The sequence below is a fragment of the Ramlibacter alkalitolerans genome, assembly GCF_016722765.1.
Taxonomy (GTDB): domain Bacteria; phylum Pseudomonadota; class Gammaproteobacteria; order Burkholderiales; family Burkholderiaceae_C; genus Ramlibacter; species Ramlibacter alkalitolerans.
The window spans coordinates 92,239-109,950 of sequence record NZ_JAEQND010000013.1; the positions used below are offsets into that span (position 1 = coordinate 92,239).

Genomic DNA, 17,712 nt, shown 5'->3' on the forward strand with positions numbered 1-17,712 from the left:
GCTAGGGTCGCGCCCCGGCGCTGTACGCCAGCGCCAAGCGGGCGATGTCGTCCGGCGTCAGGGCTTCCCATGCGGCAACGTCGAAGTGGCTCGCCTGCTCGGCCCAGAGGCTCGCCAGGCTCGGCGCCGTGTAGTGGTCGTCTTCTGCGCCCGCCCCGGGGGTGTCAAAGCCACGAAGCCGACTGATTGCCTGGAAGTACGAGGTCGCTTCTTCAGGCGCTCGCCGACTCATCCAGAGTAGGGCGTACGCGTCGGCAAAGGCTTCGTGCTCCAAGACGCTCTCGAGTGCGCTCTTGTGCGCCCTACCGTCCGGGCCGCGCAAAGACGTGAACGCCTGCAGGCGTTGCCCGATGCAGTGCCCCTTTTCATGCAGCAGCGCGAATGTCGCCAGTTCACGGACGCTAAGCCCGGAGCTGAGGAACGCCTCTGATTCCAGAACCGTGCCGGTGGGCTCGTAGGTGACATAGCACTGCGCGTAAAGCCCGAAGGGGCCTGACCACAGCGTGCTGCCGGCCGCCGGTTCGGCGGCGTCAGGTTGGTAGGTTTCCAGCATCCACTTGCCGGGCGTGCCGGCGGGCGTGGCCAGCGCCACTCTTGCGGCTTCGCGCAGAGCGGCTTCGCGCGCCTGCGCACCCGACACGTCCGCGCGGGCGTCTCCCGGCTCGGATAGCGTCAGCAGGCCGGCAACCGCCAAGCCGACACAGATGCGCAGATGTGCAGACGCGCCCATGTGCTGAACCTCATCTGTGCTCGGGCTGCTACGCGGCTTGGCCGGACTTCTTCAGCACGCGCTCGAGCACCGCGGCGACCGGGCAGGCACGCTTGGACGCGCGATTGCGCAGGAACACGTCCGCGTCCCCTTGGGGCATGAGCACGCCTTTGCGGGTGTTGCGGTCAAGCAGGATGGCCTTGTTCGGGTCCTGCTTCAGCACGCGCACGAGAGGCCCCTGGGTCAGGAAGCGGGGGACGTGGGCGTCACCCGGCTCCGTGGTGACCAGGCGAGTCCCGTCCGAAGCGGCAATGGACCAGGTGAGCGTGTCCCAGTGCAGGGCGATGAAACGCTGCTTGCCGGTGTATGCCAAGCCGGTCTCGACGGAATAGGGGAACCTGCCGCGAATCGGCCGCACCAGGATTTCCAGTTCGTCCGCAGGAATGTCTGCCCGTGCATACGTGATGGGGCAGAAGGAGCAGAGCAGCGAGTCGAACGATTTCATTTTGCGCGTCCAGCCGTCAGCGCGGCGTGTGTGGTTACTGCTTTGACCGCGAAGCCCGGTTTTCCTTTCGATTCCCCTCAGCGTAGGCACAGGGCTGCTATACGGAAACGAACACGCCTTTAGATGCGGGGTCGAAGCAAGTGACGGCGTGGGTGACTGGTGCTTGCGGGAATTGCGCTCCAGTGGTCAGGGCACTCGGTGGCCTGCGCCGTCATCCCTTATGTGACCGTGAGCTCTTAGCGCCGGAGCGAAGCAGAACGCTTTGCAGCGCCGAATGTCTATACGAAGAGACAGGGCTGCAAGAGCAACTCCGTCCTGATTCAAGGCCCCTGATTCCTGCCCAAGACCTGAAGGTCTGGATGCGAGACCAACCCGCAGGGTTGGATTGATTGGCGAGGCTGGCTAGCCTCGTGCTTACTGGCTTCCCGGCCAGTTCTCGCAAGCGTCAGCTTGCGGGCCTTCGACAGCGCCTTTGCTGTCGTTGGCTGCAGCTTGATTGCAGCAGTTCGTTCCGCGTCTTCGGACGGGAACTATGTTCGCGACCAAGGCCGCGAATCGCACTCCAGAACCTGGCGGGATTTAATGCCATAGGCCATACGCACCTGATTCACCGAAGCCTCGAGGAGATTTTCTCCTTGAGGCTTTTGTTTCGCCCGCGCGTGGTGCGCTACAGGGGGCTGTTGCGGAACTGGAGCTCCCAGCCTTCCAGAAGAACGGCCTCACGCAGCTGTTCGCCAAAGTGCAGCAGGAAGACCGCCGGTGAGACCTTCAGTTCCTTCAGCTCCTCGGCGGCCAAGTCGAAGTCCAGCTCCTTCAGGCCGTGTTCCAGCTCGTTGCAGGTGACGGGCGCATCGGGCCTTGCCGGAGAGGGGAAGTACACCGCAGCGACGTGAAAGCTGTCTTGCTCGCCACGCGGAAAGCAGAACACCAGCAGCGTGCGCTCCGACAGAAGCACCGCATCCAGAACGTAGCCTTGGGGCAGGGCGGAGCCAGGCTTCATGCGTTCCAGCATGAACTGCGCGGTCAAAAAGCTCACGGTGTGTTCCGAGGCCACCGCATCGGCGTCCTGGGCGGGGTGCTTCAGGAGCACTTGCCTGGCTTGGTCGGCGTTGGCCAGGTCAACGACCACGCGTGTGACCAAGCCTCATTCCTCGGGCCCGTCGTACGGCAGCACAGACTGGCCGCTCGCGTCCTCATACAGCCGCACGATGAAGTGCTTGGCGGCGTCGTCCACGTGGAGCAGGGAAGCCGGAAACCACGGCCCATACACAGGGTCGCTGCGAATGAGGTCGATGGCTGAATTCAGCATGGCGGGCAGTCTCAGGGGACTCTCCATGATGTCGTCCGGCCGAATCTTGGCCGCGGCGATGAGCACCGCCAACCTCGGCCAGCCCAAGTACTGGGAGAGGCCGTCCACCAGTTCGTCGGAAATCTGCTGGACCTTGCGTGCACCCGTGCGCAGCTGGCTCAAGTAGCTGTACGTGCACCCGAGCTGGTCCGCAACGTCCTTCAAGGTGTCGCCACGTTGGGCGGCGCGTCCGAGCAGGGCGGCGAACAGCATGCCACCGGGCCGGCCAAGTTCTTCCTTGCTGAGCTCCACCCCGAAGCGCTCGCTCTTGGGCGCCTGCGGGTCGAGGTCTGCGGCGATGGCCCGCATGCTGTTCTTGAGACTTTTCATAAGTAATCGCCCACACCTGTGAGCTAGGTCGACTGTTTAACAACCAGTCACGGCGTAACATAAACCTGTTGTCTCCCGGATTTTACGGCATGTTTATTGGGCGTGTCCATTCGCCTTAGGGCTTGGGCGTATAGCAAATGAGCCCCTCTCGAGATTTGTCCAAAGGACAAAGCCCCGCCGGGGCGACAGAGCTGCCGTGGATACCTACCTGCACTCCCTGCCGATGTCCGACAACTACTTCGTGGCGCGCACGCGCTCGGGGCAGTTCGTTCTGGCCCAGCGCCTGCTCGAAGAGGGGCAGGAACGTATAAAACACGTTGCCTACATGGAAGCACAGGTGGCCCTGCGCGCGGCGCGCTTGCTGGCAGACCGCCGCATGGAAGCAACGCACCGCCGCAACTTCAGCCGCCTGGCCAAGGACCCTTCGAGTATCGCGGCGACCGCGCACGGGCTGGAGCTGATTGCCGCGTTCAACAAGGCCGACGTGAAGACGCAGATTCGTATCGCGCAGAGGCGCCCGGACCTTGTGCGGTTTCTCGCCGACCCCAAGGAAGAAGTGCTGCTCGCAGCCGTCCGTTCCAAGCCGATGGCCATCCGGCACATCAAGCACCCGACGGAGCATGTGCGGCTGACTGCGGTGTCTCGCGACGGAAACGCCATTCGCTTCATCACCCCCGCCCTGCAAACGCAGCGGGTTCGCGCGGCGGCGATGGACCAGAACCCGATGGTGCTTCGCTACATCCCCGGAGCCACTCTCGATGAAGAGCGCTTCGCGATGACCAGGAACTCTCTTGCCAGCCGCTTCGTGAAGCGGAAACCCGTGCGCGACGAATTCGAGCGCTAAACGACAACGAAATTCTGGGACGGAGCAACATGCAACACACCGACGACACCGCCACCCTGGAGCACGGCGACAAAATCGAGCCTATCGAGGCTGGGGAAGACTTCGCGCTGGACTTCTATTTCGTCGAAGCTGCCCCTGGCGACCTTACGGTTGCGGACGATGACGACGCCCCTGCGGAACCGGCCGAACCGGTGGTCGCGCCGGCCCTCGAGACGCCCCCGCCCGACGTTCATTTCGCAGTCAAGCGTGGCATCAGCGCTCTGGTCAGCGACGACCCCGATTTCGCGCGGCGCGTCGCCCCCGGCCTGACGTTCGACGACAGCAACCCGGGCGCGTTCACCATCATGTGGGCGGCAGGCGATGAGCGTCTCGCCGACTTCGTGCACGTGACCAGCTGTCCCGAAGGCTACGAGGTGACGTACTGCACGTCCCCGAACTTCAACAAGGAAGGCGTCACCGCAGACTTCGACGCCACCGGGGAGACCGGCGCCGTCCGCCAGGCGCTCGGCACGCTGCGCGTCGCGAATCAGAACGTGGCGTCTTCACTGCTGGGCCGCGTCATCCGCCACGTACAGGCCAAGCAGGAAGTCGAGGCGCTGCTGGCCACCGGCGTCGTCAAGGAAATCTGCACGAACATCAGGAAGCTGCTGAAGGACGTGCCCGGGATTCCGCTCATGGCACCTACCAGGCTCGACGACCCGACGGACTTCGTGGCGCATTTCGCTCTTGCGTCACCGCGCAGCATGGGCACCCACATGGGCATCGTCGTCGCCAAGACCGGAGACGCGGTGGTGCTGAACACCGTCGTGCGGGCGACCTACCTTGTGCACCGTGTCGGCAAGCAGCACGCTGCCACCCTGCAAATCGGCGACCCTGCGTCCATCACTTACAGCATGGACACGCGCCTGTCCGGTGCCGTCAAGGTGGGCCGGCCCAGCCTGGCCGCCGTGGAAGAAAAGCACCTCGCAGTGCAGCAGCTGAAAAAGGGCAAGGCCCTGAACGAGCGGCGCGGCGTCGTACTGCAGGCGGCAGCCGACGCCCAGATGCCCGACCCGGCCGAAGTGCCCGTCCCGTCCCGCCCAGTCACCGTGGCAGAAGCGGTGCAGCTGCGCAAGACGGGAAGGTCGAACGAGGGCCGTTGACGCAGGTCATGAAAGGGGCGGCTGCGGCCGCCTTTTTTGATGGCTCAGGGAACACGCGCAGCCGTAGACTGCCGTTCTGTTGGGCAAACGGGTATGCGGCATGCCTGAAACTTTCATCTGCCGCCTCAAGCACGCGCCGGCCAGCGGCGAGTACGTGCTCGCGGGCAGTCGCGCCAGAGCCTCGCGCGCGCTGGAAGTCACGAGCGAGCCTTTCAGCGGAGATGAAGTTGCCCACGCCGTGCAGCACCTGCTTCTCGAAAACCGCGACGCTGTGTGGGTGCTGCCGCGACGAATAAATGGCGGCGGTGTCCGCCCGACGATGACTTTTTTGCGCGGACTGGTCGAAAGTGACGACCAGCTCAATGCGCTGCTGCACGAGGCCGAGGACATCCTGGACCGATTTCTGGCACGGTTGCGGGCCTCGCATAGCGCCCCGTGACGCTCCCGAACACGTTTTCCGGCCCCGCGTAGCCCGGCGGCCGAAATATCGCCTTGCGGCCCCGGTCTAAGCCTTCCGCCGCGCATTCGCCGCGGTTCGGCACGCAGCGCTTATTTGAAACTGCCGTGTCTATACAAGACGGACCACTCGAAAGGGCGGTCTCTTCTGGTAAGAGGGGGGACTTCAACCACCGCGCTACCAGTCGTAGGGGGCTTCGCCCCAAATTGCGCCAATGCGGGACCCAAGGGCGCGACGTGGATGCTCGTGGCTAGAGCGTGGGATGGAAGGGACGCCCCTTCGATAGTCTGGCCAACTCGCAGCAGGCGCTCATGTCTGCGAGACCCTTGAACCATCCGGTGCAGGGTACAAGCATGCCTCGAAGATTCGTTCTTCGGGTATGGGATGCTTTTACCCTCGAAGTCCTGCCTTCCAGGCAGTCCTTCTAAAAACCATCCTTTTCTTCTTTTTGAAGAAGCCCCGAGGCTGGTCGAGCGCGACAAGCGGCTTTTCCAGCCAAGGGCCCTTCGCAAGGGTTGGAGCGCAGCCGGCAGGTTTCCACAGGGCCGCGCGGCGGGCAGGGCGCTTCCTGACTTGTGGCGTCCTCGGCGTGTCAAGCAAATCCCGAGCACTTTCAGTTGTCCAAGCTGGAAGAAGAACTGCATCGGAGACAAAGCAATGCTGGACCGCACCGAGCTCAAGGCTCGTCTCGAAAGGAGCCTTCGGGCCACGCTCGCCGAGGGCGGCGCTCGCGGCGACCAGTCGTTGCTGGCCGTGAGCTACCTCGGCCAGGGCCGCTTCCAGGCGGAGTTCGTGGCTGCCGGCCACAGCGCCAACCCCGGCCAGGTTCTCCTGCCGCTTCCGCGTGCGGACCTGTTTCGCGCCCTGTCGCCGGCCGAAGTCGATGCTGCTGGCGAAAGCTACCTGGCGCAGGCGGGCTGGTTCCTGAAGGAAGGCGTCAGCATCGTGCCGGAGAACCGAACGCGCACGCAGCAGTCCATGCTCGCCGAGCGCGTCGAGGAGTACTGGAAGCGCGAGCGCCCGCTGCAGGTCGACGCCACTGTTTCGGACGTCTGCGAGTCCGCGGTGCGGGCATTCGAGCGAAAGCAGCCGGATTACTTCCCGTTCACCGACTACGGCCTGGTGCTCACCGCGGAACAGTTCCGCAGCCAGGACGACCACGAGGAAGCCTTCCCGCTACCCAATGGCAACGTCTATGTGCCGTCGCCGGCGCTGCGCGCCCAGGTCATGACGATGCCTGAAGACCGCGCGCGCGAAGTGCTTATCCGCGCAGCGGAAGTGCGTGCCTCGTTCGACCGGCTCAAAGGCATGGGGCTGAAGGAGCTGCACTGCCAGTGCACGTCTGTCTCGCCGCAGGGTGCCCCGGCGACCTGGCGCTTTCACGCGAGCGGCCAGGACGTCACGCAGGACGTTGCCAACGTGCTGAACACGCCTTTCCGCAGCCACCTGGGCACCATGCTTTTCAAGGCGCTTAACAAGACCTTCGAGAAGCTCAGTCTGCTGTTCACCGGCGAGGCCTACGAAATCGTGATTGCCCCGCGCAACCCGCAACCCCAGAAAACACGTTCTTCAGCGGGTGCCGAGCGCTAAACGCCCTCAACAAACCCGCTGCAGCTAACAGATGTGCAGCACATCGGTCAAAAGGGCTCTAGCTGAATAACGAAAGCCCCAATGACCGACCCGACCACCGAATCTGCCGGCGCCGAACAGGCGCAAGCCGCAGGTGACGATGCCGACAAGGACGCCACGAAGCGTCTGCGCACCGTCGTGTCCGTCACCGTGTCGGGCGACGACTACCTGTGGCTCAAGCGCGAAGCCGAACTCAGAGGGGTCTCCAACGCCAAGGTGCTGATGGAGTACGCCAAGGAGTACACCAATCTGCGCCAGGGCATCCTGGCCGCAACGGACGGCCGCTATCAGGGCTCCTCGGTGCACGAGGACTTCGTTCGCCTTGAGGCCCGCGTGTCGCAAACCCTGCAGGAGATGCAGGAGCAAATCGAGGTCGTGGGCTTCCTTCTGAACGTCGTCATGGCGCAGTCGGACGCGCTCACCAAGTTCCTCGTGGCCAACGTGCCCGAGGTCCCGGAAACCGACCGCCGCCGTGTGGCTGAACTGGCGCAGACCCGCTATGACGCACTGCGCAAGGCGCTGGTGAAGGGCATCAGCGACCAAGGCCGCTCCGCCGTGATGGAGCGCGTCGTTCAAGACCTCGACGACAGGAATTCGCAATGAACGAACTGAAGCCCGCGATGACGGACGCGGAGAAGAAGCGCCAAAACGACATGGACCGTCTTCGGCGCGAGCTCGGGCCGGTCGTCATGGCAGGCCTGGAAGACAAGCGTGTCGTGGAAGTGATGGTGAACCCCGACGGGAACATCTATCTGGACAAGGTGGGCGAGGGCATGGTGCTCGCCGGCAAGCTCGATGCAAACAGCGCGTTTCGCGCGGTGCTGTCCATCGGCAAGCTGATGGAAAAGGAAGTGACCCCTGACAGCCCGCAGTTGGAGTGCGAGCTTCCGCTGGACGGAAGCCGCTTCGCCGGCTCCATCCCGCCGACGGCCCGCCAGGCGTTCTTCGCAATTCGCAAGCGAGCGATGCTCGTTTTCTCCCTGGAAGACTACGTGCGCGACGGCATCCTGTCGCCGCAGTACTGCGACGTCCTCGCGCAGGCCATCGAGGCACGAAAGAACATCCTGGTGGTAGGCGGCACCGGCTCGGGCAAGACCACCTTCGCCAACGCAATTCTCAAGCGCGTCGCCGAGGTCGCCGGCGCCAAGCAGCGCATCCTCATCATCGAGGACACCCCGGAGCTGCAGTGCTCCGCTGAAAACAAGGTGGAGCTGGTCACCAGCGGCACCGTCACGATGAACGACCTGCTGCGCCACGCCATGCGCCTGCGCCCTGACCGCATCGTGGTCGGCGAGACGCGCGGCAAGGAGTGCCTGGCACTCCTGAAGGCCTGGAACACGGGCCACCCCGGTGGCGTTTCGACCGTGCACGCGAACAGCGCCGAGGCGGGCCTCATCCGCATGGAGCAACTGATTCAGGAAGCCGGCGTTCCGCCGCAGCCGACGCTGATTGGCGAAGCGGTCAACCTGGTCGCATTCATCGAGCGCACGTCCACCGGCCGAAAAGTGTCGCAGCTCGCCCGCGTGCATGGTTACGACGCGGGCGAGCAGCGCTATCTCGTCGAGGCCGCTTAGGCGGGCGTGTTCAGGCGAAGGGAGCAGGGCGCCGGCGCGTGGATGGAATAACTCGCCGCGGCCGCTGTCAATACAAGTGCAAACCCCGCAACCGCACCTTTTGGAGCAAGTAATGAAAACCGCAAAGTTCTCGAAAATCGGCATCGGCTTCGCGCTGATGCTCCTGTCCGGCCTGGCTCTGGCCAGCGGCGGCGACGACGGCCTGGGCATCACCACCACCCTGACGAAGGTGGCAAACGTCACCAAGGCAGCCGGCGGCGGCATGCTGGTGCTGGCCATCCTCGGCGGCGCCATTGCCGCGTTCACCAGCGAGCACGGCCACCTGAAGACCATCCTGCGTCTTGCCATCGCCGGCGCCGTCGTCCTCGGTGGTGGACAGGTGGTCCAGACGTTCTTCTCGCAAGGCTTCCTGTTCTAAAGGCAGCCATGGCGCACCGCGTCATCCACCCGTCGCTGGTGTACGCCCCCAAGTTCGGGGGCGCACCGCGCGAGTACGCCATCTACAACGGCGCCGCCGTGGTGATGCTCGTCATCTGGGCGATTGTCTCCGGCATGGTGTGGCTGGCCCTGCTTGTGGCCGCCGGCGGTGCTGGCGTGCACGTGGCGATGGCGAAGCTGACGAAGCGTGACCACCAGGCGATGGAAGCCTATTTCAGGTACGTGCAGTATCAGCACTACTACCCTGCGCGTGCGCACCCCTGCGCCCGCGTTCCGAACCACCAGCCTCTCGCCGGAAAGTAATCCGAATGCTCTCGCTCAAAGAATTCCGCCCGAAAGCCGTCGGCTTTCCTGACCTCTTGAATTGGGCGGCCTTCGTGGACGAAGGCGTCCTCATGGGCAAAGACGGCTCCTTCATGACCTGCGCCACCTTCGCAGGACCTGACCTTGCTTCCAGCACGGAAGCGGGCCTCGAGTCTCTTGCGGCGCAGGTGAACCAAGCGCTGGCGCGCCTGGACCACGGCTGGTCCATCCATGCCGACGTCGCCCGCCGGCCGGCCAAGGGCTATCCGAGCTCCACCTTCCCGGAAGCGGTGACCACGCTCATCGACCGCGAGCGCCGCGAAAGCTACATGGAGCGCGACGCGCAGTTCGAGAACGACTTCGTGCTGACCCTGTGCTACCAGCCGCCGGTCAGCAAGACCTCGTTCATGTTCAAGCTGCTGGAAAGCAAGGACGAGAGCACTCCGGACGAGACCGACCACACGCGGGAGCTGGTGAAGTTCAAGCAGGGCACAGACGAATTCTTCCGGCTGATGGCCGGCGGCGGCTGGGTCGACATCGCGCCGATGTCCTGCCAGGACATGCTGCGCTTCCTGTACCTCACCATCCGCGGGGAGTTCGCGCCCCTGAAGATGCCGTACATCCCGATGTACCTGGACGCATTGCTCGGAGCGCACGACTTCGTGGGTGGCAACGAGCCGCGGCTGGGCGACAAGCACATTCGAGTGGTCTCCATTCAGGGCCTTCCGGCTCTGAGCACCCCCGGCATGCTGGACGTGCTCGCGGGTGTGCCGTGCATCTATCGCTGGAACACGCGTTTCGTGGCGATGGACAAGGGCGCTGCGGTCAAGGAGCTGCAGAGCTACCGCAAGCGCTTCTGGGGCCAGCGCCTGGGCGTGCGTGGTCACGTGAGCGGTGGCACCGGCGTCTCGCCTGTCTTCGAGGACGGAAACGCGGCCAGCCTGGCTGCCGACGCCGATGCGGCCGTGAACGAGGCCTCTGCCGGCGATGTGAAGTTCGGCTACTACACGAGCTCCGTGGTCCTGATGGACACGGACAAGAAGCGCGTCATGGAAGCCGCTCGCGCCATCCAGAAGAAAATCGAAGAGAACGTCGGTTTCGTCGCGGGCATCGAGACGGTCAACACCATCGAGGCGTTCCTCGGCTCGCTGCCGGGGCACCGCGTGCAGAACGTGCGCCGTCCGCTGCTGCATACCTACAACCTGGCCGACCTGCTGCCCCTGACCCGGGTGTACCCGGGGGAAGCACACAACTCGTCCCCTTTCTTCCCCAAGCAGTCGCCGGCGCTGCTGATGGCGGAGACGACCGGCAGCACCCCCTTCCGGTTCAACCTGCACGTCGGTGACCTGGGCCACACGACCGTGCTGGGCCCCACGGGCGCCGGCAAGTCGACCCTGCTCGGGCTCATCGCCGCGCAGTTCTTCCGCTACCCGCGGGCGCAGGTCTTCTTCTTCGACAAGGGCTACTCTGCGCTGCCGCTGTGCAGGGCGTCGGGCGGGGTGCACTACGACATCCTCGGCGAAAACTCCGACCTGACGTTCTACCCGCTGCGGCAGCTCGAGACGGTGCAGGACATCGCCTGGGCCTGCGACTGGGTGGAGACGCTGGTCACGCTGCAAGGCATGACGGTCGGCGTCTCCCAGCGCAAGACCATCAAGGACGCCATCGACCTGCTGGCAAGCGACGCTGACGACCGCACCCTGCAGGCGCTGCAGGCCAAGATGATGGACCGCGAGCTGGGGGATGCTCTTGCGCCCTACGTGCAGGGCGGGCAGCTCAACACGCTGCTGGACTCGGACAAGGACAGCCTCGCGGACGCGCGCTTCCAGGTGTTCGAGCTGGAGCACCTCATGAGCATGGGCGAGCGGGGTGACAAGTGGGTGGTGCCGGTGCTGCTGTATCTGTTCCGGCAAATCGAGAAGCGCCTCGACGGCCGCCCGACCATCCTGGTGCTTGACGAGGCCTGGCTGCTGCTGGACCATCCCCTGTTCCAGGCCAAAATCAAGGAATGGCTGAAGGTGCTGCGCAAGGCCAACTGCGCGGTGATTTTCGCCACGCAGTCCATCTCGGACGTGATGAGCTCGCGCATCAAGGACGTCATCCTGGAGTCCTGCCCGACCAAGATTCTGTTGCCGAACCGCGAGGCGAAGAACGAGTACTCGCGCAAGATGTACGAGCAGCTCGGTCTGAACGAGACCGAAATCGACATCATCGCGACGGCGACGCCGAAGGCGCACTACTACGTGACCTCGCCCCTGGGCAAGCGCCTGATTGGCCTGGGACTGCGGCCGCTGACGCTCGCTTTCATCGGCGCTTCGGGCAAGGACGACCTGGCCACCATCCGTTCGCTTATTCGCCAGCATGGCGACGAGCCGGCGAACTGGGTGCCTTACTGGCTGCGCCACCGCGGCTTGCACGACTGGGCTGAGCGCTTCCAGGACGAAGTGAACAAGGCACCCGCCTAACCCTTGCGGGTCCGCCGAGAAAAGACCGCGGCCTTCGGGTTGGCGGTCTTTCGCGCTGGTATAGCGACCGAGGGCTAACGAGCGCCACTTTCACCGGTCTAACAGGGAACCGAACTCTCGCGTTCACTGGATACCGCCATGAAAAAGCACCTCATCGCCCTCGCCGCTGCTTTCGCGCTTGTCTCCCCTGCCATGGCAGGCGGCCCTGCCAGTGGTGGCGCGTCCGAATGGACGCAGCTTATGAACAACGGCGAACTGGTCAAGCAGGTCGACCAGATGAAGCGCCAGTACGAACAGGCGCTGCAACAGACGCAATCCCTCACCCGCACGCTGCAAAACCCGACCGACTTCGGCGGGCTGGAGAACCAGTTCCTGCAACTGCACCGCCTCGCCAAGCAGGCCGGCGCCCTGAGCTATGCCAGCCAGGGCGTGGACGCGGCCTATCGCGCGCGCTATCCGGGCTACGAGAGCGAACTGCTGCGCCAGATGAAGGCAACGGGCAAGGTCCCCGAGAACTACGAATCGCAGATGGCGACGCTCCACGGCGACACCAGCAATGCGATGTACTCCGCCCTGGCCGCCGCCGGCTTCCAAGCCGACCAGATGGAGACCGAGGCGCAGGTCCTGGCGCAACTGCGCGCCCGCTCGAATTCCGCCACCGGCCAGCTCGCCGCGGTGCAGGCGGGCAACCAAATCAACAGCTACATCGCCGAGGAGCTTCGTCGTGGACGTCAGCTCACGATGAACATGATGCAAAGCCAGACTGCCTGGAACTCCTACCAGATGCAGAAGCAAATCACCGACGAGGCGAAGAAGGAAGCCGACGCCAGGGAAATGGAAGCTGGCACCAAGAACGCCATCGACGCCGGCCTGGCGCGCGCACGGAACCTGAAGTAAGCGGCACGAAGCCAGACAAGACCACGGAGCGCAAATGAAGTTCTCTCAAGTGAACAAGTGGGTCGTGCTCGCCGTCTTGGCGATGCTCGCGCTGCTGTGCGCACAGCCGGCCTTTGCGCAAGCAACCGCAGCGAACAACTTCGACGGCCTTTCGGGGCTGCTGCGGCAGGTGGTTACCCAGTTCGACGCCGGCAGGGCCGAAGTGCTCAATTACGCCATCAGCCTGTTCTGGCTGCTCGCGGGCCTGAGCTTCTTCTGGGACGGCATGAAGTGGATGTTCTCCGACGCCAGCGCAGAACAAATCTTCGCAGAAGTGGCCAAGAAGGTCCTCTATCTGGCGCTCTACGCGGCAATCCTCGGCGTGCCCGGTCACGGAGAAAGCCTCGCAGTCAAGGCGTTGAACGAAGTGAAGAACTCCGCCACGCAGCTCGCGCGACCGTGGGCGCGAGGCGCCGACGTGCACGCCATCGAGAACCCGCAGGAGCTCATCTCCACTGGAGCCCGGCTCGCGGAGCAGATTGGCGCGTCGTCTCTCAAGGCCTGGGGAGCGCCTGCAGGCAAAACGGCGGCGTCCGAGAAGAGCTGGTTCAGCGCGCCTTGGGCCGACCTGGACATCAAGGGAACGGCCGTTCGAGTGGTGTTCGGGCTGCTCTCGATGATTGTGGCGTGGGCGACTGCGGCCTACGTCCTGTTCGCCTACGTGCACATTGCGCTGCAGGTGGTCGTTCTGAACATCGAGTTCGCAATCATCGGCTCGTTGGGGCTGTTCTACCTGGCTGGCGCGGGAAGCGAGTGGACGACGCAGTACCGTGACCAGTGGTTCCGCTTCATCGTCAGCTACCTGATGAAGTTCGCGCTGATTGTTGCCATCGTCACGGTTCTCGGGGGCCTGGTCACGGACTTCGCCAACGACATCGTGCGGCGCATCCTGCTGGAGCCGATGGCCGTGACGCCCGAACAGGCGAACGACTTCTGGGTGAACCTGTTCAAGGGCTATCTGCTGATGGCCGTGCTGGTGTATGCCTACAGGCTCATCATCGAGCACGTGCCCGCCACGTTCCAGGCGCTGATGTCCGCCTCGCCGTCGGGCAACTCGTCGGCCCTCGCCGGGCGCGCGATGCAGGATGCCGCGTCCGGTGCGGCCAACACCGCGCGCGGCACGGGGCAGGTCGCGCAAGCGGGGGCAACTCTCGGGCAGGCTGCGGTAAACCAGGCGCCGAAAGCGGTAGGGGGCGCAATGCAGCTGGGGTCAGCCGTCTATACGGGCGCTAAGTCCATGGCTTCCGGACTGCGCCCCGGCGGCGGTGACCGCGCCGGAAAGATTGGCGGCTGACACCCCGGTGTCCAGCGAATAAGTGCCCGTCTGGACTGTCATACGGGTATAGCCAAACCGAACACCCCGGAAAACAAATGTCCGACTACACCGAGAAAGACCGCTTCCTCGAAGCAAAGCGTGAATGGAACGAGCGTTTCGGCTCGTACATCAAGCGTGCGCACTCGGCGCGCGTGCTGGCGGCCGTGCTGGGCGTGGGCCTGGTCATCTCCGCCGCCGGCAATGTCTTCCAGGGCCTGCAGTCCAAGGTGGTCCCGTACGTCGTCGAAGTCGACCGCCTGGGCCACTCTGTCGCCGTCGGTCAGGTGACTCCGAGCAGCGTCACCAGCGAAAAGCTGGTGAAGTTCATGCTCGCCGGCTTCATCAGCGACGCGCGCAGCGTGGTCTCGGACGGCTCTGTGCTGAAAAAGCAGTTCGCCCGCGTGAAGGTGATGGCGGACAGCCCCGTGCAGTCGTACCTGGCCGACTACTTCAAGCTCGGTGACGCCAAGTCGGAGACCAATCCGGTGGTCATCGCTCGCACGGCAACCGTCAACGTGGAAGTGGCCAGCGTGCTGCCCATCTCCAAGGACACGTGGCAAATCGACTGGACCGAGGAGCGCCGCGCGCTGGACGGCACCCTCGAGGGCAAGAGCCAGTGGAAGGCCATCGCCACCATCAAGATTCAGCCGCCCGAGAACGAGGAGATGGCTCGCCTCAACCCCCTGGGCATCTACATCACCCAGCTGAGCTGGTCGCGCGTGCTCACGAAGTAACCCCGCCTGGAGACACTCACCATGAAAACCAAACTGTTCGCCCTGAGCATCGCGGCCGCGGCGTGCCTCGCTTCCGGGGTAGCCTTCGCAGCAGGTGCTGCCGACGCTCCCGACCTGTCGGGCATGTTCCAAGGCACGCCGGCCAAGCCGGTGCCTGCCGCTGCCGCAGTCGGCCCGACCGCCAAGCCCACGCCTGTCGCCGGACCTGGCCAGACGGTGCTGCAGCCGGTGCAGCTGACGCCTTCCGGCCCCGCCGTGGTGGTCGATTCCGCCTCGGTGCCGAACATCAAGCCCGTGGGCCCCGGCCTGGCCGTGCCCGTGACTTCCGGCGAGAAGCCCGCCGCCAAGAAGTCCACCGGCAAGAAGTCGGCCGGCTCGTCCGCTGCGGCCGCTCCGGCTGCCGCCGCTGCCCCCAAGGCGCGCGGCGTGGAAGCCGCCGCGGGTGGCCCCACCGGCGAGAAGATGGAGCCCGCGCTCGTCGCCCTGAACAAGTGGCTCGGTCGCACGACCGGCGTGCACGTCGAAAACGGCGTGGTCAAGTTCCCGTACGGCCTCATGGAGCCCGTGCTGGTGTGCGCCCCGCTGCACATCTGCGACATCGAGATGGAAGCAGGCGAGACCATCCAGAACGTGAGCGTCGGTGACACCGCGCGCTGGCAGCTGTCCCCCGCCCAGCAAGGCACCACGCAGCACATCGTCGTCAAGCCGATGATTTCGGAAGACGAGGGCGTCATCTCGACCAACGTCCTGGTGACCACCAGCAAGCGCACGTACACCCTGACGCTGAAGTCCAGCCCGACCGACTTCGTGCCGCGCATCGGCTGGTACTACCCGCAAGACGTCGTTCAGACGTGGAGTGTGGGCGCCAATCCTGCGGCTGCGGCAGGCAAGGCCGACGAAGGCGAAACGCCCATCGCGCAGGTGGACATGGCCAAGGTGAACCTGGACTACTCGGTCGAGGGCGACGAGATGCTCAAGCCGACCAAAGTCTTCGACGACGGAAAGCGCCTGTTCCTGCAGATGCCCGACCTGTCCAACGACGCGCCGGCCGTGATGGTGGATGACCGTCTGGTGAACTACCGCTATCGCGATGGCTTCTACGTCATCGACCGCGTGGGCGCCAAGACCACCCTGCTGATTGGCGTGGGCCGCGAGCAGCGCAAGGTCGAAATCACCAAGGGCCGCCGCGCCAAGCTGTTCGGCATCTTCTAACGCCGGGCCGCGGGCGCGGTCAAAAAAGGGATAGCACTTCCAACAAAACCACGACGGAGCACGCCTGTGAAGGACTTCCTCAATCGCTTCAAGAAGACCCCGGCTGCCGACGCAGCTGCGGCGGTCGTAGACCCGAGCGAGGCTCCCGTGGAGCTCCGCGGAAAAGTCACCGGCGTCAAGGGCCTGAACAAGGCCGGCCTGTACGCCGTGCTTGGCCTGCTTGGCTGCGGCGCCGCAGTGATGTTCTACCTGAGCTCCGGCCCGTCGACGCCGCAGCAACAAGGTGCCGGCAGCCAACTGGCTGAGCGCGTCATCAACGAAAAGCAGAAGGCTCTCGAGCAGGCGCACACGAACGACTGGCTCGGGTCCATCCCCGACGGCGTGCTGGTGCAATCGGAGAAGCCGGAAGCTCCGGCCCTCAGCCTGAGCACTCCTGCGCGCGAAATGCCCGCGCAGGCGGCGGGCGGCCCAGCCGTTCCCAACCTGATGGGAGAGCCCGGCCCGAGCATCGGCCCCGTTGCGGCCCAGACCCCGACGCCTGAAGACCGCCGTCGCGAGCAGGTCGCCATGCGTGCGAACGGGCGCCAGCTGCAGGCGTATGACTCCGGCTCCGCGGTCGCTGGCTTCAGCGGTGCCGCGCCAGCTACCGCCGCGAACCCCTACGCAGCCCCCGCCGGCGTCAGCGGCTTCGGCGCTGCCCCCGCGGCGGGCCCCGACGCTGCCGCCCAGATGGCGGCGATGGCCCAAGCCGCGCAGGACCCCAACATCCAGGGCCGCAAGCAAGCGTTCCTGAGCGAAGCGGCGAACAAGCCGAGCGACTTCTACCTGAAGTCCCTCAAGGAAGCGGCGCTGTCCAAGTACGAGCTCAAGGCCGGTGGCGTGATTCCCGGCGTGATGGTCTCCGGCATCAACTCCGACCTGCCGGGCCAGGTCATCGGCCAGGTGCGCGAAGACGTCTACGACTCCGTGACGGGCAAGTGGTTGCTGGTCCCGAAGGGCACCCGCCTCATCGGCTCCTACCAGAGCGAAGTGTCCACCGGCCAGGAGCGCGTACTGATGGTGTGGCAGCGCCTGATTTTCCCGGACGGGTCGTCCTTCGACCTGAAGGGCATGCAGGGCGCGGACGGGCAGGGCTACGCTGGCTTCAAAGACCAGGTGAACACGCACACGTGGCAACTGGTGAAGGGCGCGCTGCTGCTGTCGCTGGTGGGTGGCGTCAACGCCGCCGTCGCACCGGCCTCGACGAACGTGCAAACCCCCGCGGGCGCCGCTGCGCAGGCTGGCATGAGCGCGCTGACCCAGGTCGGCTCGCAGTGGGCGAGCAAGCAGCTGGGCGTGCAGCCCACGCTCGAAATCCGCCCCGGCTACACGTTCAACATCATCGTCAACAAGGACATGGTGTTCCCCGGCCCCTACAACAAAACCAAGAAGTGAGCAGCACCATGTGCGAAACCGTCATCGACGAGAAGAAGCGCCACGTCTTTCGCCTGAGCCGGCAGACGCTCAAGGCGCTGGCCCAGTACTGCAGCGCGGGGGACGTGACCAAGAGCGACGTCCTGCGCCACGCCATCACGTACTTCAACGAGTCCAGCCAGGCCGTCGAGAAGGCCAAGACCTGGAAGCTGCTGTGCCCGCGCGGCGCGGACACCATCAGCATGTGGACGGACCCGGAGATGATTCAGGTGGCCAAGGCGCGCGCCGATAGCCACAACATCTCGCTGAACCACTACGTGGAGCTCGCCGTCCGGTCTTCGCTGGGCGCAACGTAAGC

At 64.8% G+C, this 17,712-nt stretch carries 19 protein-coding genes; 15 read left to right on the forward strand and 4 right to left on the reverse strand.

All coding sequences use genetic code 11. The features are described from left to right. Position 1 precedes the first annotated feature (1 nt). From JI746_RS21860 to JI746_RS21875, 4 genes are all read right to left on the reverse strand, one after another. Positions 2 to 730, reverse strand: a complete 729-nt coding sequence (locus JI746_RS21860) for a hypothetical protein (protein ID WP_201692401.1) — start codon at positions 728 to 730, stop codon at positions 2 to 4. A gap of 28 nt (positions 731 to 758) precedes the next feature. Beyond that, complete coding sequence (locus JI746_RS21865; RefSeq protein WP_201692402.1) at positions 759 to 1,214, reverse strand: hypothetical protein; 456 nt, start codon at positions 1,212 to 1,214, stop codon at positions 759 to 761. A 667-nt stretch (positions 1,215 to 1,881) separates the two neighbouring features. Continuing rightward, the gene (locus JI746_RS21870; RefSeq protein WP_201692403.1) at positions 1,882 to 2,355 is read right to left on the reverse strand and encodes a hypothetical protein; all 474 of its coding nucleotides are present in this window, start codon (positions 2,353 to 2,355) and stop codon (positions 1,882 to 1,884) included. Between the two features lie 3 nt (positions 2,356 to 2,358). Then, on the reverse strand, positions 2,359 to 2,892 hold the full coding sequence (locus tag JI746_RS21875; RefSeq protein ID WP_236600037.1) for a helix-turn-helix domain-containing protein: 534 nt from the start codon (positions 2,890 to 2,892) through the stop codon (positions 2,359 to 2,361). A 196-nt stretch (positions 2,893 to 3,088) separates the two neighbouring features. On the opposite strand from JI746_RS21875, the gene JI746_RS21880 reads away from it, so the two are divergent. The 15 genes from JI746_RS21880 to JI746_RS21950 all read left to right on the forward strand — a co-directional run bounded on the left by JI746_RS21880 (position 3,089) and on the right by JI746_RS21950 (position 17,710). Beyond that, complete coding sequence (locus JI746_RS21880) at positions 3,089 to 3,736, forward strand: hypothetical protein (RefSeq protein WP_201692405.1); 648 nt, start codon at positions 3,089 to 3,091, stop codon at positions 3,734 to 3,736. Positions 3,737 to 3,765: 29 nt separating this feature from the next. Next, on the forward strand, positions 3,766 to 4,878 hold the full coding sequence (locus JI746_RS21885) for a hypothetical protein (RefSeq protein WP_201692406.1): 1,113 nt from the start codon (positions 3,766 to 3,768) through the stop codon (positions 4,876 to 4,878). A gap of 100 nt (positions 4,879 to 4,978) precedes the next feature. Further along, entirely contained in the window at positions 4,979 to 5,317 is a 339-nt protein-coding gene (locus JI746_RS21890; RefSeq protein WP_201692407.1) for a hypothetical protein, read from the forward strand. A 675-nt stretch (positions 5,318 to 5,992) separates the two neighbouring features. Continuing rightward, the gene (locus tag JI746_RS21895) at positions 5,993 to 6,925 is read left to right on the forward strand and encodes a hypothetical protein (protein WP_201692408.1); all 933 of its coding nucleotides are present in this window, start codon (positions 5,993 to 5,995) and stop codon (positions 6,923 to 6,925) included. A gap of 81 nt (positions 6,926 to 7,006) precedes the next feature. Beyond that, complete coding sequence (locus tag JI746_RS21900) at positions 7,007 to 7,567, forward strand: hypothetical protein (RefSeq protein WP_201692409.1); 561 nt, start codon at positions 7,007 to 7,009, stop codon at positions 7,565 to 7,567. Further along, positions 7,564 to 8,538, forward strand: coding sequence for a P-type conjugative transfer ATPase TrbB (trbB, locus tag JI746_RS21905; protein ID WP_236600038.1), 975 nt, complete (start codon positions 7,564 to 7,566; stop codon positions 8,536 to 8,538). Before JI746_RS21900 ends, trbB begins: the two co-directional genes overlap by 4 nt. 112 nt (positions 8,539 to 8,650) lie before the next feature. Continuing rightward, positions 8,651 to 8,956 (forward strand): TrbC/VirB2 family protein, encoded by a 306-nt coding sequence (locus JI746_RS21910; protein WP_201692410.1) that lies wholly within the window; start codon positions 8,651 to 8,653, stop codon positions 8,954 to 8,956. Positions 8,957 to 8,964: 8 nt separating this feature from the next. Then, positions 8,965 to 9,279 carry a VirB3 family type IV secretion system protein gene (locus tag JI746_RS21915; protein ID WP_201692411.1) on the forward strand — a complete coding sequence of 105 codons (315 nt, stop codon included), beginning with the start codon at positions 8,965 to 8,967 and terminating at the stop codon, positions 9,277 to 9,279. A 5-nt stretch (positions 9,280 to 9,284) separates the two neighbouring features. Beyond that, positions 9,285 to 11,744, forward strand: coding sequence for a TraG/VirB4 family ATPase (locus JI746_RS21920; protein ID WP_201692412.1), 2,460 nt, complete (start codon positions 9,285 to 9,287; stop codon positions 11,742 to 11,744). A gap of 240 nt (positions 11,745 to 11,984) precedes the next feature. Further along, positions 11,985 to 12,641: a hypothetical protein gene (locus tag JI746_RS21925; RefSeq protein WP_201692413.1), complete on the forward strand. Its 657-nt coding sequence runs from the start codon at positions 11,985 to 11,987 to the stop codon at positions 12,639 to 12,641. A 34-nt stretch (positions 12,642 to 12,675) separates the two neighbouring features. Continuing rightward, positions 12,676 to 13,974, forward strand: a complete 1,299-nt coding sequence (locus JI746_RS21930) for a type IV secretion system protein (protein ID WP_201692414.1) — start codon at positions 12,676 to 12,678, stop codon at positions 13,972 to 13,974. A 77-nt stretch (positions 13,975 to 14,051) separates the two neighbouring features. Then, a complete protein-coding gene (locus JI746_RS21935; protein WP_201692415.1) occupies positions 14,052 to 14,729 on the forward strand; it encodes a VirB8/TrbF family protein in 678 nt (225 codons plus the stop codon). Positions 14,730 to 14,750: 21 nt separating this feature from the next. Beyond that, positions 14,751 to 15,941 (forward strand): TrbG/VirB9 family P-type conjugative transfer protein, encoded by a 1,191-nt coding sequence (locus JI746_RS21940; RefSeq protein ID WP_201692416.1) that lies wholly within the window; start codon positions 14,751 to 14,753, stop codon positions 15,939 to 15,941. Positions 15,942 to 16,007: 66 nt separating this feature from the next. Continuing rightward, the gene (locus tag JI746_RS28260) at positions 16,008 to 17,375 is read left to right on the forward strand and encodes a TrbI/VirB10 family protein (RefSeq protein WP_201692417.1); all 1,368 of its coding nucleotides are present in this window, start codon (positions 16,008 to 16,010) and stop codon (positions 17,373 to 17,375) included. 8 nt (positions 17,376 to 17,383) lie between these two features. After that, positions 17,384 to 17,710, forward strand: coding sequence for a hypothetical protein (locus JI746_RS21950; protein ID WP_201692418.1), 327 nt, complete (start codon positions 17,384 to 17,386; stop codon positions 17,708 to 17,710). Positions 17,711 to 17,712: the final 2 nt, after the last annotated feature.

What these genes read in the sequence shown, in the direction of transcription:
- JI746_RS21860 (WP_201692401.1), bottom strand. Translation starts at nt 730, where the DNA reads ATGGGCGCGTCTGCACATCTGCGCATCTGTGTCGGCTTGGCGGTTGCC.
- JI746_RS21865 (WP_201692402.1), bottom strand. Translation starts at nt 1,214, where the DNA reads ATGAAATCGTTCGACTCGCTGCTCTGCTCCTTCTGCCCCATCACGTAT.
- JI746_RS21875 (WP_236600037.1), bottom strand. Translation starts at nt 2,892, where the DNA reads ATGAAAAGTCTCAAGAACAGCATGCGGGCCATCGCCGCAGACCTCGAC.
- JI746_RS21885 (WP_201692406.1), top strand. Translation starts at nt 3,766, where the DNA reads ATGCAACACACCGACGACACCGCCACCCTGGAGCACGGCGACAAAATC.
- JI746_RS21890 (WP_201692407.1), top strand. Translation starts at nt 4,979, where the DNA reads ATGCCTGAAACTTTCATCTGCCGCCTCAAGCACGCGCCGGCCAGCGGC.
- JI746_RS21895 (WP_201692408.1), top strand. Translation starts at nt 5,993, where the DNA reads ATGCTGGACCGCACCGAGCTCAAGGCTCGTCTCGAAAGGAGCCTTCGG.
- JI746_RS21900 (WP_201692409.1), top strand. Translation starts at nt 7,007, where the DNA reads ATGACCGACCCGACCACCGAATCTGCCGGCGCCGAACAGGCGCAAGCC.
- trbB (WP_236600038.1), top strand. Translation starts at nt 7,564, where the DNA reads ATGAACGAACTGAAGCCCGCGATGACGGACGCGGAGAAGAAGCGCCAA.
- JI746_RS21910 (WP_201692410.1), top strand. Translation starts at nt 8,651, where the DNA reads ATGAAAACCGCAAAGTTCTCGAAAATCGGCATCGGCTTCGCGCTGATG.
- JI746_RS21915 (WP_201692411.1), top strand. Translation starts at nt 8,965, where the DNA reads ATGGCGCACCGCGTCATCCACCCGTCGCTGGTGTACGCCCCCAAGTTC.
- JI746_RS21920 (WP_201692412.1), top strand. Translation starts at nt 9,285, where the DNA reads ATGCTCTCGCTCAAAGAATTCCGCCCGAAAGCCGTCGGCTTTCCTGAC.
- JI746_RS21925 (WP_201692413.1), top strand. Translation starts at nt 11,985, where the DNA reads ATGAACAACGGCGAACTGGTCAAGCAGGTCGACCAGATGAAGCGCCAG.
- JI746_RS21930 (WP_201692414.1), top strand. Translation starts at nt 12,676, where the DNA reads ATGAAGTTCTCTCAAGTGAACAAGTGGGTCGTGCTCGCCGTCTTGGCG.
- JI746_RS21935 (WP_201692415.1), top strand. Translation starts at nt 14,052, where the DNA reads ATGTCCGACTACACCGAGAAAGACCGCTTCCTCGAAGCAAAGCGTGAA.
- JI746_RS21940 (WP_201692416.1), top strand. Translation starts at nt 14,751, where the DNA reads ATGAAAACCAAACTGTTCGCCCTGAGCATCGCGGCCGCGGCGTGCCTC.
- JI746_RS21950 (WP_201692418.1), top strand. Translation starts at nt 17,384, where the DNA reads ATGTGCGAAACCGTCATCGACGAGAAGAAGCGCCACGTCTTTCGCCTG.